17 protein-coding genes are annotated in these 14,233 nt (G+C 59.3%); 13 read left to right on the top strand and 4 right to left on the bottom strand.

The genetic code is table 11. From position 1 onward, the window contains the following. Positions 1–48 precede the first annotated feature (48 nt). From PFH44_RS00535 to rlmB, 7 genes are all read left to right on the top strand, one after another. Positions 49–1,266: a M20 family metallopeptidase gene (locus PFH44_RS00535; protein ID WP_283824067.1), complete on the top strand. Its 1,218-nt coding sequence runs from the start codon at positions 49–51 to the stop codon at positions 1,264–1,266. Positions 1,267–1,288: 22 nt separating this feature from the next. Next, a complete protein-coding gene (locus PFH44_RS00530) occupies positions 1,289–2,851 on the top strand; it encodes an ABC transporter substrate-binding protein (RefSeq protein ID WP_045853353.1) in 1,563 nt (520 codons plus the stop codon). A 12-nt stretch (positions 2,852–2,863) separates the two neighbouring features. After that, entirely contained in the window at positions 2,864–3,820 is a 957-nt protein-coding gene (locus PFH44_RS00525) for an ABC transporter permease (protein WP_283824066.1), read from the top strand. After that, a complete protein-coding gene (locus tag PFH44_RS00520; protein ID WP_283824065.1) occupies positions 3,820–4,677 on the top strand; it encodes an ABC transporter permease in 858 nt (285 codons plus the stop codon). Before PFH44_RS00525 ends, PFH44_RS00520 begins: the two co-directional genes overlap by 1 nt. After that, the gene (locus PFH44_RS00515) at positions 4,670–5,659 is read left to right on the top strand and encodes an ABC transporter ATP-binding protein (protein ID WP_283824064.1); all 990 of its coding nucleotides are present in this window, start codon (positions 4,670–4,672) and stop codon (positions 5,657–5,659) included. The genes PFH44_RS00520 and PFH44_RS00515 overlap by 8 nt, the downstream gene beginning before the upstream one ends. Beyond that, a complete protein-coding gene (locus PFH44_RS00510; RefSeq protein ID WP_283824063.1) occupies positions 5,656–6,456 on the top strand; it encodes an ABC transporter ATP-binding protein in 801 nt (266 codons plus the stop codon). Before PFH44_RS00515 ends, PFH44_RS00510 begins: the two co-directional genes overlap by 4 nt. A 106-nt stretch (positions 6,457–6,562) precedes the next feature. Then, positions 6,563–7,294, top strand: coding sequence for a 23S rRNA (guanosine(2251)-2'-O)-methyltransferase RlmB (gene rlmB, locus PFH44_RS00505; protein ID WP_045853349.1), 732 nt, complete (start codon positions 6,563–6,565; stop codon positions 7,292–7,294). Between the two features lie 16 nt (positions 7,295–7,310). On the opposite strand, the gene PFH44_RS00500 is transcribed toward rlmB, so the two are convergent. Further along, a complete protein-coding gene (locus tag PFH44_RS00500; protein ID WP_045853348.1) occupies positions 7,311–8,603 on the bottom strand; it encodes an MFS transporter in 1,293 nt (430 codons plus the stop codon). 195 nt (positions 8,604–8,798) lie between these two features. On the opposite strand from PFH44_RS00500, the gene PFH44_RS00495 reads away from it, so the two are divergent. Further along, the gene (locus PFH44_RS00495; protein WP_283824062.1) at positions 8,799–10,436 is read left to right on the top strand and encodes an isovaleryl-CoA dehydrogenase; all 1,638 of its coding nucleotides are present in this window, start codon (positions 8,799–8,801) and stop codon (positions 10,434–10,436) included. Here PFH44_RS00495 and yjfN read toward each other — a convergent pair. Together yjfN and bsmA are read right to left on the bottom strand one after the other, a co-directional pair. Then, entirely contained in the window at positions 10,427–10,702 is a 276-nt protein-coding gene (gene yjfN, locus PFH44_RS00490; protein WP_045853502.1) for a DUF1471 family protease activator YjfN, read from the bottom strand. The genes PFH44_RS00495 and yjfN overlap by 10 nt on opposite strands. 138 nt (positions 10,703–10,840) lie before the next feature. Next, entirely contained in the window at positions 10,841–11,149 is a 309-nt protein-coding gene (gene bsmA, locus PFH44_RS00485) for a biofilm peroxide resistance protein BsmA (protein ID WP_041143723.1), read from the bottom strand. A gap of 209 nt (positions 11,150–11,358) precedes the next feature. Here bsmA and yjfP point away from each other — a divergent pair, with 209 nt between their 5' ends. Next, entirely contained in the window at positions 11,359–12,075 is a 717-nt protein-coding gene (yjfP, locus tag PFH44_RS00480) for an esterase (protein ID WP_283824061.1), read from the top strand. Positions 12,076–12,151: 76 nt separating this feature from the next. On the opposite strand, the gene PFH44_RS00475 is transcribed toward yjfP, so the two are convergent. Beyond that, on the bottom strand, positions 12,152–12,427 hold the full coding sequence (locus PFH44_RS00475; protein WP_283824060.1) for a YdgH/BhsA/McbA family protein: 276 nt from the start codon (positions 12,425–12,427) through the stop codon (positions 12,152–12,154). Between the two features lie 340 nt (positions 12,428–12,767). Here PFH44_RS00475 and rpsF point away from each other — a divergent pair, with 340 nt between their 5' ends. Genes rpsF through rplI form a run of 4 tightly spaced genes read left to right on the top strand, consistent with a single transcriptional unit; the run spans position 12,768 to position 14,204 of the window. Further along, positions 12,768–13,163, top strand: a complete 396-nt coding sequence (gene rpsF / locus PFH44_RS00470; protein ID WP_004098001.1) for a 30S ribosomal protein S6 — start codon at positions 12,768–12,770, stop codon at positions 13,161–13,163. Between the two features lie 5 nt (positions 13,164–13,168). Further along, positions 13,169–13,483 (top strand): primosomal replication protein N, encoded by a 315-nt coding sequence (gene priB, locus PFH44_RS00465; protein WP_041143726.1) that lies wholly within the window; start codon positions 13,169–13,171, stop codon positions 13,481–13,483. A 4-nt stretch (positions 13,484–13,487) separates the two neighbouring features. Then, positions 13,488–13,715, top strand: coding sequence for a 30S ribosomal protein S18 (rpsR, locus tag PFH44_RS00460; protein ID WP_002210155.1), 228 nt, complete (start codon positions 13,488–13,490; stop codon positions 13,713–13,715). A gap of 39 nt (positions 13,716–13,754) precedes the next feature. After that, a complete protein-coding gene (gene rplI, locus PFH44_RS00455) occupies positions 13,755–14,204 on the top strand; it encodes a 50S ribosomal protein L9 (RefSeq protein ID WP_041143727.1) in 450 nt (149 codons plus the stop codon). Positions 14,205–14,233 lie beyond the last annotated feature (29 nt).

Raw genomic sequence — 14,233 nt, 5'->3', positions numbered from 1 at the left:
AGTCCCGGTGGCGGGAATGGATCAACTGTGATGACTGAGGTGGAAGCAATGAGCACAAGCGAATTACGAGACCGTCTGGCAACAAGTATTCACCAGCACCGGGATGAGTATGTGGCGATAGCCAAAGATATTCACGCCCACCCTGAAACCGGCAATAACGAGTATTACGCCAGCGGCCTGCTGACGCAGCTGCTGGAGAAACACGGTTTTACCGTGACTCCCCACGTTGCCGGACACGAAACGGCTTTTTTCGCGACGAAAGAGAGCGCTAAACCGGGCCCGACGATTGCCTATCTGGCGGAGTACGACGCGCTGATCGATATCGGCCACGCCTGCGGACACAATATTATCGGCGTCACCAGCGTGGCCGCGGCCGTAGCGCTCGGCGAAACGCTGGAGTACACCGGCGGCAAGGTGGTCGTGCTGGGGACGCCGGCGGAAGAGGGCGGATTACGCGGCCAGGGCGGGCCGAACGGTAACGTGAAGGCCCGCTTTGTGGAACACGGCTTCCTCGAGAATGTGGACGTTGCGCTGATGGTCCACCCGGCAGGTAAAACCCGGCTTTCCGGCCCGTCGCTGGCTAATAACCACCTCTATTTTCACTTCTACGGCAAGCCTTCCCACGCCGGTAGCTCACCGCATAAGGGCGTGAATGCCCTTGATGCGCTGGTGCTGTTATACAACGGGATCAGCGTACTGCGTCAGCAGCTGCCGGACGGTATTCGCGTGCACGGCATTATCACCAACGGCGGGCAGGCGCCGAACGTCATTCCCGAGTATGCCTCCGCCCATTACTACATTCGCGCTCGTACGCGTGAAGAGGTGGTCGCGCTGGAGCCGCGCATCCGGGCCATCGCGGAGGGCGTTGCGCTGGCGACGGGCACTACGGTGAAAATCGAACATCAGGTGGGGCCGCGCGATTTCAATATCAACCATACGCTCAACGGCGTGCTGCTGGAGGAGTTCACCGCCGCGGGCGAAAGCGTCGAGCTGAAAGAGAAAGAGGGGCTGGGCTCCACCGACGCCGGCGATATCAGCCACGCCGTCCCCACCGCGCATCCATATATCAAAATAGGCCCGGACGATCTGATTGGCCATACCGTTGCCTTTCGCGAAGCCGCTAATTCGCCTCAGGGATACGATGCCCTGGTTACCGGGGCGCTGGTGCTGGCGCGGACCGGATTGCGCTTGCTAACGGACGCCGCGCTGCTGGCGGATGCCAAAAATGAGTTTGCCGGGCGCACAGCCGCTACGCAGGCCGCCTGACCTTCACCGGAGCACCATCATAATGAAAATGCTGTTTTCTGCCGCCGCGCTGATGCTGGCGGCGGTTTTACCCCTGGGAAGCGCGCAGGCGCAAAGCGTCGATCGTAACGCCACCTTGAACATCGCCTATGGTAATCGTCCCGGCACGCTGGATCCCTACCTGACGACCAATAACGCCACCTCCGATGTCGACCGCCATATCTTCGAAACGCTGTTCACCATCAACGCAAAGTTTGAGCCGGTGCCTGAGCTGGTGCAGAGCTACACCCTCAGCGACGACCGTAAAACCTACACGCTCGTCCTGCGCGAGGGGATCCATTTCCATGACGGGCAGCTGCTGACGGCGGACGATGTGGTGGCCTCAATGAACCGCTGGCTGGCGGTATCCACCCAGGGCAAAGCCAATCTGCCCGGCGTTCAGTTCACAAAGGTTGATGATAAAACAGTGAGCTTCACGCTACCTGCTCCGTCGCTGATAACCCTCAACGTGCTGGCAGATGTGAAAAATATCGCCGCCATCATGCCTGCGCGGATTATCAATGAAGCGAACGGCAGCAAAAAGCCGGTGACCGAGCTTATCGGCACCGGTCCCTACAAGCTGGCGGAGTTTAAGCCTGGAGATTATCTGCATTTAACGCGCTATGACCAGTACCAGTCGCGGTCAGAACCGGCAAGCGGGTTATCCGGGCAGAAAAAGGCCGACGTGAAGGATATCTGGTTCCGCTATATCACCGATGAGTCTACCCGTCTGGCGGGGGCGATGACCGGAGAATACGACCTCGTCTTCCAGCTGCCGAAAGACAATATCGAAACCCTGAGCCGCGCGCCGGATCTGTCGCTGTTCCAGCCGCAGAGCGGCGGCTCGCTGATCACCTATCTGTTTAATAAGCATCAAGGGCCGTTCGCCAACGTAAAGCTGCGCCAGGCCTTCAATCTTGCGCTCGACGTACATCAAACGCTGCTGGCGGGCTATAGCGATCCGCGCTTCTTTAAAGAGGACCCTTCGCTGGGCTTTCCGGAACAGGTGGACTGGTATAGCGAAGCCGGAAAACCTTACTGGAACCAACGCAAGCTGGATGAGGCGCGTGAGCTGGTGAAAGCCTCCGGCTACAAAGGCGAGGAGGTGGTGATTATCGCCACAAAAGAGTATGCCGAGCTTTATAACCTGGCGATTGTCGCCCAGCAGGTTCTTAAGCAGATTGGCGTGAAATCCCGCCTGGATGTATACGACTGGCCAACGGTGCTGCAGCGCCGCCAGGATCCGAAAAACTTCGATCTCTGCGCGCTGGAGTTCTCCATGCGCCAGGTGCTGCATCAGTATCCGTTCCTCGATTCCCGCGCCAGGTTCCCGGGGCTGAGCGACAGCCCGGAGATTGACGCCGTTCTCGATGAGATCAAGCAGGCCGCGTCATTACAGGCGGCGAAACCGCTGGTGGATAAACTCAACGTGCTGAGCTGGCAATATCTGCCGGCGATCGTGCTGGGACGCACCACGCCGGACGCCGTGGCAATCAAAAACAATGTTAAAGGCTACGAGGATTTGATTGGACCGATCCTGTGGAACGTTAGCGTCACCGCGCCCTGACGGGAGAAGGCGATGAAAAGATATCTGTTTCACCGCCTGCTGGCGCTCCTGCCGGTACTGCTGGTGGTGGCGGTGGTGGTGTTTTGTCTGATTCACCTGGCGCCTGGCGATCCGGCGCTGGTTATTCTGGGAAATGACGCCAGTCCGCAGGATATTGCCGCGCTGCGCCAGCAGATGGGGCTGGACAGGCCGCTGCTGGTCCAGTTCGCCAGCTGGTTTAGCGAGGTGCTGACGGGCGATTTGGGGCAGTCGTTGTTTTTAAATACCAGCGTAATGAGCCTGTTTTTACAGCACCTGACGCCGACGCTGGCCCTGGCCCTGTATGCCCAGGCGATTGCGCTGGCGCTGGGGCTGGCGGGCGGCGTCATCAGCGCGTGGCGGCACGGAAGCGCGACGGACCGCGTGATTCGTATGCTGGCGACCTTCGGCATGTCGGTGCCGGGCTTTTTGCTTGGCCTGTTTCTGATTTTCTTTTTCGCCGTGCAGCTGCGCTGGTTCCCGGTGGTGGGCTATCGCTCCACCAACGCATCTTTCTGGTTAAACGTCTGGTATCTGACGCTGCCTGCTTTTGCGCTTGGTCTGCGTATTGCGGCGCTGATCGCGCGAATGACCCGTGCGGTCATGCTGGACGTGATGCAGGAAGCGTTTATCAGTACCGCACGGGCGAAAGGGGTGCCGGAGCGGCTGGTGCTGCTGCGCCACACGTTGAAAAATAGCCTGATTCCGATCCTGACGATTTGCGGCGAATCGTTCGCCTCGCTGGTCACCGGTACGATTGTGATTGAAAGCGTATTTGGCATTCCCGGAGTCGGTTCGCTGATCGTTGACTCCATCGAACGCCGGGACGTGACGGTGATCCAGGGCGTCGTGCTGCTGATTACCGTCTGCTATGTGCTGATCAACCTGGCGGTGGATCTGCTGAGCTATCTGGCCGATCCGCGTCTTTCCGTCGACGAAGGGGAAAAGTGATGGTGATAAAGAATCCCGCGCGCCTGGTCTGGCCCGGCCTGCTGCTGGCTATCGTGCTGCTCTCCTTTTTCGCCAGCGCCTTCAGCCTATGGGATCCCTACAGCATCGATCCGCTAAGCCGCCTGAAATCCCCTTCCGCCGCTCACTGGTTCGGTACCGATAACTTCGGCCGGGATCTGTTTGTTCGGGTGGCGCTGGCGGTTCAGGTGTCTCTTTCGGTGGGCGCTGCCGTAGCGGCTATTGCCGGGGTGACGGGGATGGTCATCGGGCTGCTGTGCGCCTGGTATCGCCCGCTAGACCGGGTGCTGATGCGCGTTTGCGACGGCCTGTTCGCTTTTCCCTCCCTGCTGCTGGCAATTGCGATCGTCGGCGTACTGGGGCCGAATATCGCCAACGTCGTGCTGGCGCTCTCGCTGGTATATGTCCCGTCGATTGCCCGCGTGATCCGCGGGGCGGCGATGGTGATTAAAGAGAAAAATTTTATCGAAGCGCTGCGCGCGCAGGGGGCCACTTCGTCACGGATTATATGGCTGCACCTGCTGCCTAACGTTGTTTCACCGTTTATCGTCCAGGTCAGCTGGGTGTTTTCGGTCGCCATCCTCACCGAGGCGGCGCTGAGCTTTCTCGGCTCCGGCGTACCGGCGCCGATGCCCAGTCTCGGTAATCTGCTGTTGGAAGGCAAAGCGGTGATTTTTAGCGCCTGGTGGATGACCTTTTTCCCTGGGGTAGCCATCGTGCTGCTGATTCTGGCGCTGAATATTATCGGTGACGACCTGCGCGATAGCGCCGATCCGGGGCTTAAACCCTTACCGCGTCGGATACTCCGGTTGTTGAAACAAGGGGGACGTTATGGCTGAGACTTTGCTGCGGGTTAATCAACTGGACGTCCGCTTCGCGACCCGTCAGGGGGTAATCTCCCCCGTGCGTGGGGTGTCGTTTGCGGTCAACGCCCGTGAAACGCTCGGCATTATTGGCGAATCCGGCTGTGGCAAAAGCGTCACCGCCCAGGCGCTGATGGGGCTGCTACCCCCCCGCATCAGCCGCGTTGAGGGGGAGGTTGTGCTGGCGGGTAAAGCGCTGCATTCGCTCCCGGCGAAGGTCCGCCGGCAGATAAGCGGCCGGGATATGGCGATGATCTTTCAGGATCCGCTGGCCAGCCTGAACCCGGTGATGACCATTGGGTTACAGATTGATGAAAGCCTGCGGCTGCATACGGCGCTTTCTCGCGCGCAGCGGCGGGAGAAAATCCTCAGCCTGCTGGCGCAGGTCGGCATACCCGAGCCGGCGCGCTGTGCCGGCGCCTGGCCGCATGAGCTTTCCGGCGGAATGCGCCAGCGCGTGATGATCGCGATGGCGATTGCTACCTCTCCCTCGCTGCTGATTGCCGATGAACCGACCACGGCGCTGGACGCTACTATTCAGGCGCAGATCCTCGATCTGCTCGATGAGATAAAGCAGCAGACCGGCATGGGCATTATCTTTATCACCCACGATCTCAGCGTAGTAGCGCGATTGTGCCAGCGCGTGGTGGTGCTCTATGCCGGGCAGGTGGTGGAGGAAGCGGACGTGTATACGCTCTTCGAGCGGCCTCGCCATCCGTATACTCGCGCGCTGCTGGCGGCGCGGCCTTCGGCAAATCATCCGCCGAAAACGCCGCTGGCGGAAATTAGCGGGCAGGTGCCCTCTCTGCACGCGTTACCCGTCGGGTGCGCCTATGCCGATCGCTGTCCGCTGGCGCAGCCCCGATGCCGGACACAGGCGGCAGCGCTGCGCCCCGTTGGCAACGAGGGACATCAGGTTCGCTGCTGGCGAGCTGAAGAAGGAGGAATTGTGCAATGACGACATCGTTGCTGACGGTCAACCAGCTATCAAAGACGTTCCTGCGCCGCGGGAATTCCGTGCGCGCGGTAGATAACATAAGCTTCAGCCTCCAGGCGGGCGAGACCTGGGCGCTGGTGGGGGAGTCCGGCAGCGGTAAAAGCACCACCGGAAGGCTGGTGTTAGGGTTAACGCCGGCGACCGACGGTGACATAGTCTTTGAAGGGCGCTCGCTGACGGGGCTTAATGCCGCAGGCTGGCGCAGCGTGCGCCGGGATATGCAGATGATTTTCCAGGACCCGCTCTCATCGCTCGATCCCCGGCGCCGTATCGGCTACAGCCTGGAAGAGCCGCTCATTATTCACGGCATAGACAAGCGTAAAATGCGGGTCGCCGAAATGCTGGAGCAGGTTGGCCTGCGCCCGCAGGACGCCGCCCGCTACCCGCATGAGTTTTCCGGCGGCCAGCGCCAGCGTATCGGCATCGCCAGGGCGCTGATCCTCAAGCCGAAACTGATCGTCTGCGATGAGCCCGTTTCGGCCTTAGACGTGTCGATCCAGTCGCAAATACTCAATTTACTGATGGCGCTGCAGCGCGAATATGGGCTGGCTTACTTGTTTATCTCTCATGATTTAAACGTGGTCCGGCACATTGCCGATCGCGTGGGGGTAATGTACCAGGGCAAGCTCGTTGAGCAGGGTGAGACGGAGCGCATTTTCACCCAGGCCGGTCATGACTATACGCGCTATTTACTTAACGCCATTTTACCCGCGCATCCGGCGGTGGCGGGCGAGAGGCGCGCGATGGCCAACGGTTAACGAGGACAGGAGTCGATTTGAACGCCATGTCGGTTATAATAGGCGCAAGTGAAGTGGTTCACGGCCCTATTAACCCGGCGCATATCGCCCCAGATGAGTACCTTTAATGAGTGAAATGATTTACGGCATCCACGCGGTGCAGGCCCTGCTGGAGCGCGCTCCCGAGCGTTTTCAGGAAGTCTATATTCTCAAAGGCCGCGAGGATAAACGCCTGCTGCCGCTGATCCATGCGCTGGAAGCCCAGGGCGTGGTGATTCAGGTCGCTAACCGCCAGTTTCTCGACGAGAAAAGCGAAGGCGCCGTGCATCAGGGGATTATTGCCCGCGTGAAGCCGGGACGTCAGTACCAGGAGAACGACCTGCCTGACCTGCTCGCCTCTCTCGATCAGCCGCTGCTGCTGATTCTCGACGGCGTTACCGATCCGCATAACCTTGGCGCCTGCCTGCGCAGCGCCGATGCCGCCGGCGTGCACGCGGTGATCGTGCCGCGCGACCGTTCGGCGCAGCTGAACGCGACGGCGAAAAAAGTCGCCTGCGGCGCGGCGGAAAACGTACCGCTGATCCGCGTGACTAACCTCGCGCGCACCATGCGTCTGCTGCAGGAAGAGAACGTCTGGATCGTCGGCACTGCCGGTGAAGCGGACCATACCCTCTTCCAGAGCAAGATGACCGGCCCGATGGCGCTGGTGATGGGCGCCGAGGGTGAAGGGATGCGTCGCCTGACGCGCGAACACTGCGATGAGCTGATCAGCATTCCGATGGCCGGCAGCGTCTCCTCGCTGAACGTCTCCGTCGCGACCGGCATTTGCCTGTTTGAAGCCGTGCGCCAGCGCAGCTGATTAACGCCGGGCGCGGCTACTCGTCCAGCGAGCGCAGATGATCGTTCTTATTGAGCGTCATCAGCGCGATGATGCTGACCACCGCCGTCGCCATGACGTAGTAAGCCGGAATATCAAGATTACCGGTCTGTTTAATCAGGCCGGTAATAATCAGCCCGGCGCAGCCGGAAAACACCGCATTAGAGAGCGAATAGGCCAGCCCAAGGCCGGTATAGCGCACCCTTGTCGGGAACATCTCTGCCAGCATCGCCGGTCCCGGCCCTGCCAGCACCCCCACCAGACCGCCGGCAACGAGCACCACCGCGCCTTTTATCAGCAGCGTGCTGGATTCCGCCTGAAGAATTTTCAGCAGCGGCAGCGCCAGGATCAGCAGCAGCACCGCGGCCATCACCATCACGTTACGCCGACCCCACCTATCGCTGAGTATCCCGGCCGGAAGAATGGTCAGCGCAAAACCAATATTGGAGATCACCGCGATCAGCAGCGCCTGGTTAAAGCCGGTGTGCAGCGCCGACTGCAGGTAGGCGGGCATAATCACCAGATAGGTGTAGCCTGCGGCGGACCAGACCATCAGGCGGCCGATGCCGGTGATAATTGCTTTCAGAGTATGGCTCAGGTCGGCGCTGGCCTGCGGACGCTGCTGCTGTTGTTGGCGGAGAAACCCCGGCGTCTCTTCCATTTTCACCCGCAGCCAGAGCGCGACTCCCCCCATCGGGATGGCGAGGAAGAACGGAATTCGCCAGCCCCAGGCATGGAGCGCTTCCGGGCTCAGCGCCGCGGATATCAGGGCGACGACCCCGGCGCCGGCCAGCAGGCCGAGGGCGACGGTGAAGGATTGCCATGCGCCATACAGGCCGCGCTTGCCGCGAGGCGCAAACTCGGTCATCAGCGAGACAGCACCGCCATATTCCCCGCCGGCAAACAGCCCCTGCAGAATGCGCAGCCCGGTCAAAATCAGCGGGGCCGCTACCCCGATGCTGGCATACGTCGGCACCAGGCCAATTGCCGTGGTGGCGAGCGTCATCATCACCAGGACGACGATCAGCGTCGGCTTGCGGCCGATTCGATCGCCGATGCGGCCAAAAATAATGGCGCCTAGCGGACGGAAGAAAAAGGCGATAGCGAAGGAGGCGTAGGTCAGGATCAGGCCCGTCAGCGGCGCCTCGCCGGCCAGCTGAAAGAAGTTCCGCGCGATAACCGTCGCCAGAAAGCCGTAGACCGCAAACTCATACCATTCAATAAAGTTGCCGATAGATCCGGCGATCAGCGCGCGCTTGTGCGCGCCCGCAGGGCGTGTCGCGGTCTGCATAGGCCATCCTGATTTCAACAAAAAAATAACAAGTGAATAAATTATTCCACAACTTTAGCCTTGTGAAATTTTAAATTCTTATGCCTGTGATGCGCCTCACGAAGGGGGGGATGGTTTTTTTGTGACCCGGCTCGCGGGCGCTCCCGGCCCTGGCTGACCATACTGAGTACAACGCCATTGACGGAGGGAAGCACTATGCACTGGCCAACTCATACCGTGTTTAATCAGCCGACGCCGCTGCTGAACAGCAACTTATTCTTGTCCGATACCGCGCTGCGCGAAGCCGTGGCCCGGGAGGGCGCCGCCTGGGATGGCGATCTGTTGGCCAGCATCGGCCAGCAGCTGGGAACGGCAGAGTCGCTGGAGCTGGGGAGGCTGGCGAACGTTAACCCGCCGGAGCTGCTGCGCTATGACGCGACCGGCACGCGGCTTGACGATGTGCGCTTTCATCCCGCCTGGCACCTGCTGATGCAGGGTCTGTGCGCTAACCGGGTGCATAATCTCGCCTGGCAGGACGACGCGCGCGCCGGCGCTTTCGTGGCCCGGGCGGCGCGCTTTACGCTGCATGCCCAGGTGGAGGCCGGGACGCTATGCCCGATAACCATGACGTTCGCCGCCACGCCTCTGCTGCTGCAGTCGCTCCCCAGACCGTTTAGCGACTGGCTGTCGCCGCTGCTGAGCGATCGCTACGATCCGCACCTGGCGCCGGGCAGCCAGAAGCGCGGGCTGCTGATCGGCATGGGAATGACGGAAAAGCAGGGGGGATCGGATGTGCTGAGTAATACCACCCGCGCCGAAAAGAGCGCCGACGGGTTTTATCGTCTGGTGGGCCACAAGTGGTTTTTCTCGGTACCGCAAAGCGATGCGCACCTGGTGCTGGCGCAGGCGCCCGGCGGGCTCTCCTGTTTCTTTGTGCCGCGCCTTCTGCCGGACGGCCAGCGCAATGCGCTGCACCTCGAAAGGCTCAAAGATAAGCTCGGCAACCGTTCTAACGCCAGCAGCGAGGTGGAGTTCTATGACGCCAGCGGCTGGCTGGTGGGCGAAGAGGGGGACGGCGTACGGCAAATCCTTAAAATGGGCAGCCTGACCCGCTTCGACTGCGTGCTGGGCAGCCATGCCTTAATGCGTCGGGCGTGGTCGGTCGCCTTCTATCACGCTTTTCAGCGCCAGGCGTTCGGTAAAAGCCTGGTCGAGCAGCCGATGATGCGCCAGGTGCTGGGCCAGATGGCGCTGCAGCTTGAGGGGCAAACCGCCTTTTTATTCCGCCTGGCGCGCGCGTGGGATAAGCGCGACGATGGGCAGGAGGCGCTGTGGGCCCGCCTGTTTACCCCGGCGGCGAAGTTTGCTATCTGCAAATCCGGGATCCCCTTTGTTGGCGAAGCGATGGAGGTGCTGGGCGGTATCGGCTACTGCGAGGAGAGCGAGCTGCCGCGCCTGTACCGGGAGATGCCGGTGAACAGTATCTGGGAAGGTTCGGGGAATATTATGTGTCTCGACGTGATGCGGGTGCTGGGCAAGCAGCCGGCGGCGCTGGAGCTGCTGGCGACAGAGTGTGCGGAAGTTAAAGGGCAGAATCGCCATTTCGATCGCGCATGGCGCCAGCTGCAGCAGCTGCTGAGGCGGCCAGCGGAAGAACAGGGCCGGGAGATAACCCGGCTGGTGTACCGGCTAGGCGCGGGAGCGCAGATGCTGCGCTACGCCTCGCCGCCGCTGGCTCAGGCCTGGTGTCGAATGATGCTCGACCCGCGCGGCGGCGTGCGGCTGGATGCGCAAACGCTCGATGACCTGCTGCTGCGCGGCACCGGGCGCGGGCGCCAGGCGCCTCAGGCGTAGAGAATGGCCTGTACCCGCCAGCTGTCCGGCTGCTGTTCCTCGTACATCTGGACGATGCGGTACCAGGAAGCGCCCTGCTCATCGGCCTTCACGGCGATGGCATGCTCGGCGTCCTGCTGGCTGCCGGCAATATTGTTGACGGAAATCAGGCCGATTTCATTCAGGCCAGTGACGCAGTCCGCGCTGGCAAATTCTGCGGACTGTGCTGCAGTATGTGCCGTTGTAGCGTTAAACAGCAGGCTGGGTAGGGTAAATGATCGTTTCATCGTCAGCTCCATTTCGCGTGGCCCGAGGGCAGTCCGTTGCTAACGTCCTGCCAGGTTTGACTGGCTGAACGTTATTATGCACAGGAGAACGTGAACGGATGCAAAGCAATGTAAAGCGGGGTTAAAGGCGTCGCACCGTTATTTACGATACAGAATTGCCTGCGAATACCACTGGCCGGGAACCAGGGTGTCATCAATCATTATGATGACGTAGTAATCCGCTTTAGCCGCTTCTGCTTTGACCTTCAGCGCAGCTTCAACATCCATCGGCGAACCGTACATCAGCACGCTCACCGTCCCCATTTTTTGTAGCCCGCTGGTCTGGTTACGGTGAATCTCTTGCGGATGGCTGGTCGCAGGCGGCGGGGCTTCAGGCGTTCCCTGCAGGGCGCTACAGCCGCTCAGAACAATCGCCAGTAACCACGGAGTAAACCTACGCATAACCATATCTCGTTTCCTGTTAGTCACAGTGTAGTGGTAGCCTGAATGACATTTCCGGGGAATGTTCCCGAATTGTTATCTCTGACGCGATTTTCGAATGAAAATGTTGTGAAAGCGTAACCCAGTTCTCAACATTATAAATCGCGGCGGAACCCACGCCTCGGGCTATATGTTAGCCCATGGTACAGCGCTACTCTAGAGACGGGAGACGATAAATGATTGTACTGGAAGTGCGTAATCTTGCGGGCGGCGAGGTGCTTCATGCCTGTCCGCAAAATGCGTCAGACCGGCCTCTGCCGTGTATCGTTTTTTATCACGGATTCACCTCTTCGAAGCTGGTCTATAGCTATTTTGCCGTGGCGCTGGCGGAAGCGGGATTTCGGGTCATTATGCCCGATGCCCCGGAGCATGGCGCGCGCTACCGCGGTGATGAAAAAGGGCGCCTGCAGCGCTTTTGGCCCATTCTGCTGGAGAACTTCACCGAATTCGCCGCGCTGCGCGAGGCGATCGCCGCGCAGGGGTGGATTGCGGATGACAGGCTGGCGGTCGCCGGCGCCTCGATGGGCGGAATGACGGCGCTGGGCATTATGACTCATCATCCGCAGCTGAAAAGCGTCGCCTGTCTGATGGGATCCGGCTATTTCAGCAGCCTCGCGCAAAGCCTGTTTCCCTCACCCTCTCTGGACGCGGCGCGGCTGACGGAGTGGGACGTCAGCCATCAGCTGGCGACGCTCGCCAGCAGGCCGCTGCTGCTTTGGCACGGCGATGAGGACGACGTGGTACCGCCTGGCGAAACCTTCCGCCTCCAGCAGGCCCTGCAGCAAAGCGGCCTGGCCGAAAACCTGACCTGCGTCTGGCAGCAGGGCGTGCGCCATCGCATTACGCCAGAGGCGCTGGCCGAAACGGTTGAGTTCTTTAAGCGCACCCTTTAGGCGCGGCGGCGGGCTGGACCCTTCGTCCCCGTAGCGGAGACGAAGGGGTTAGATAAGAGGGGTTAGATAAGAGGGGTTAGCGATAGAGCGCGGCGCTGGCGTGGATTGTGCCGTTGCTTTCCGGTTCGTGGATCAGGATCGGCTGGAAGTATTTTGCCCCCTGTTCGTCGCTCAGCTGGTTAAGGGCCTTATCGGCCTCTTGCTCAGTGGCCATATTGTGGTTGATATAGATAACGCCCAGGCTCTGTACATCGTCCATGTTACGTGCCTGACGTCCATCGATTTTGATGGCTGCCAGCGCGTTGGCGCTCAGTAAAAGCGCAGCCATTACGGCAATGAGGATGTATTTCATAATCTACGCTCCTTATAACTGTCCTGACGTTAACCCGGGCTCCCTTGGGCTACAGATTGCTCTTGCTGTAAGTGTAATCACTCCCTGCCGGGTGCATCGCGACCATTTCTGATGAAGTTGTTCAAAAAAATGTCGCTGCTGCCGTTGATTAATTTTAAATCACTGACTTAGCGCGGCTTTGCCGTTAGTGCGAATTATTTGCGCAATCAGCTTGAGTTTATGGTGGTTCGCAATTAGAATGACGCGTCAATTTTTCAGCCGCCCTTTAACCACGTTCCTTGCCTCCATGGGCCGCGGCTGACCCAGACAGGAGGCTGAATAATCCGTAAGGAGCAATTCGATGCGTCATTACGAAATCGTTTTTATGGTCCATCCTGACCAGAGCGAACAGGTTCCGGGTATGATCGAACGTTACACTGGTGCAATCACTGCAGCAGAAGGTACGATCCACCGTCTGGAAGACTGGGGCCGCCGTCAGCTGGCTTACCCGATCAACAAACTGCACAAAGCTCACTACGTTCTGCTGAACGTTGAAGCCCCGCAGGAAGCGATCGATGAGCTGGAAACAAACTTCCGCTTCAACGACGCCGTTATCCGCAGCATGGTAATGCGTACTAAGCACGCTGTTACCGAAGCATCTCCGATGGTTAAAGCGAAAGACGAGCGCCGTGAGCGTCGCGAAGATTTCGCAAACGAAACCGCAGATGATTCCGAAGCTGGGGATTCTGAAGAGTAATCCTGATGACCAACCGTCTGGAGCTGTCCGGCATTATCTGCAGGACGCCAATTCGTAAGGTCAGCCCGTCAGGAATTCCACACTGCCAGTTCGTGCTTGAGCATCGTTCAGTGCAGGAGGAAGCCGGTTTTCACCGGCAGGCATGGTGCCAAATGCCCGTTATCATTAGCGGACACCAAAACCAGGCCATTACTCACAGTATAACGGTCGGTAGTGCAGTAATCGTTCGGGGGTTCATTTCTTGCCACAAGGCAAAGAACGGCCTGAGCAAAATGGTTCTGCATGCCGAGCAGATTGAATTGATAGATTCTGGAGACTAGCCAAATGGCACGTTATTTCCGTCGTCGCAAGTTCTGCCGTTTCACCGCGGAAGGCGTTGTAGAGATTGATTACAAAGACATCGCTACGCTGAAAAACTACATTACCGAAAGCGGTAAAATTGTCCCGAGCCGTATTACCGGTACTCGCGCAAAATACCAGCGTCAGCTGGCTCGCTGCATCAAGCGCGCTCGCTACCTGTCCCTGCTGCCATATACCGATCGTCATCAGTAATCGGCCGCTGTCTATTAACGACTTTAAGAGGATAAGGTAATGCAAGTTATTCTGCTTGATAAAGTAGCAAACCTGGGCAGCCTGGGTGATCAGGTTAATGTTAAAGCGGGCTACGCTCGTAACTTCCTGGTTCCACAGGGTAAAGCTGTTCCAGCTACCAAGAAAAACGTTGAATTCTTCGAAGCGCGTCGCGCTGAACTGGAAGCCAAACTGGCTGACGTTCTGGCAGCTGCTAACGCACGTGCTGAAGCAATCAATGCACTGGGCAACGTTACCATCGCGTCTAAATCAGGCGACGAAGGTAAACTGTTCGGTTCCATCGGTACCCGCGACATCGCTGACGCTGTAACTGCAGCTGGCGTTGCCGTCGCTAAGAGCGAAGTTCGTCTGCCTAACGGCGTTCTGCGCACCACCGGTGAGCACGAAGTGGACTTCCAGGTTCACAGCGAAGTCTTCGCGAAACTGGTTGTTAACGTTGTAGCTGAGTAATTTTTACTCTGCTCGCGTCGAGACGCCGG

Origin of the sequence: Klebsiella sp. Ech2A (genome assembly GCF_030078455.1) — a bacterium.
GTDB lineage: Bacteria > Pseudomonadota > Gammaproteobacteria > Enterobacterales > Enterobacteriaceae > Klebsiella > Klebsiella terrigena.
The sequence above is the reverse complement of the archived record's forward strand: the minus strand, read 5'-3'. Positions and strand labels throughout refer to the sequence as shown.

Coding starts and splice junctions, on each gene's coding strand:
- PFH44_RS00535 (WP_283824067.1), top strand. CDS start 49: ATGAGCACAAGCGAATTACGAGACCGTCTGGCAACAAGTATTCACCAG.
- PFH44_RS00530 (WP_045853353.1), top strand. CDS start 1,289: ATGAAAATGCTGTTTTCTGCCGCCGCGCTGATGCTGGCGGCGGTTTTA.
- PFH44_RS00525 (WP_283824066.1), top strand. CDS start 2,864: ATGAAAAGATATCTGTTTCACCGCCTGCTGGCGCTCCTGCCGGTACTG.
- PFH44_RS00520 (WP_283824065.1), top strand. CDS start 3,820: ATGGTGATAAAGAATCCCGCGCGCCTGGTCTGGCCCGGCCTGCTGCTG.
- PFH44_RS00515 (WP_283824064.1), top strand. CDS start 4,670: ATGGCTGAGACTTTGCTGCGGGTTAATCAACTGGACGTCCGCTTCGCG.
- PFH44_RS00510 (WP_283824063.1), top strand. CDS start 5,656: ATGACGACATCGTTGCTGACGGTCAACCAGCTATCAAAGACGTTCCTG.
- rlmB (WP_045853349.1), top strand. CDS start 6,563: ATGAGTGAAATGATTTACGGCATCCACGCGGTGCAGGCCCTGCTGGAG.
- PFH44_RS00500 (WP_045853348.1), bottom strand. CDS start 8,603: ATGCAGACCGCGACACGCCCTGCGGGCGCGCACAAGCGCGCGCTGATC.
- PFH44_RS00495 (WP_283824062.1), top strand. CDS start 8,799: ATGCACTGGCCAACTCATACCGTGTTTAATCAGCCGACGCCGCTGCTG.
- yjfN (WP_045853502.1), bottom strand. CDS start 10,702: ATGAAACGATCATTTACCCTACCCAGCCTGCTGTTTAACGCTACAACG.
- bsmA (WP_041143723.1), bottom strand. CDS start 11,149: ATGGTTATGCGTAGGTTTACTCCGTGGTTACTGGCGATTGTTCTGAGC.
- yjfP (WP_283824061.1), top strand. CDS start 11,359: ATGATTGTACTGGAAGTGCGTAATCTTGCGGGCGGCGAGGTGCTTCAT.
- PFH44_RS00475 (WP_283824060.1), bottom strand. CDS start 12,427: ATGAAATACATCCTCATTGCCGTAATGGCTGCGCTTTTACTGAGCGCC.
- rpsF (WP_004098001.1), top strand. CDS start 12,768: ATGCGTCATTACGAAATCGTTTTTATGGTCCATCCTGACCAGAGCGAA.
- priB (WP_041143726.1), top strand. CDS start 13,169: ATGACCAACCGTCTGGAGCTGTCCGGCATTATCTGCAGGACGCCAATT.
- rpsR (WP_002210155.1), top strand. CDS start 13,488: ATGGCACGTTATTTCCGTCGTCGCAAGTTCTGCCGTTTCACCGCGGAA.
- rplI (WP_041143727.1), top strand. CDS start 13,755: ATGCAAGTTATTCTGCTTGATAAAGTAGCAAACCTGGGCAGCCTGGGT.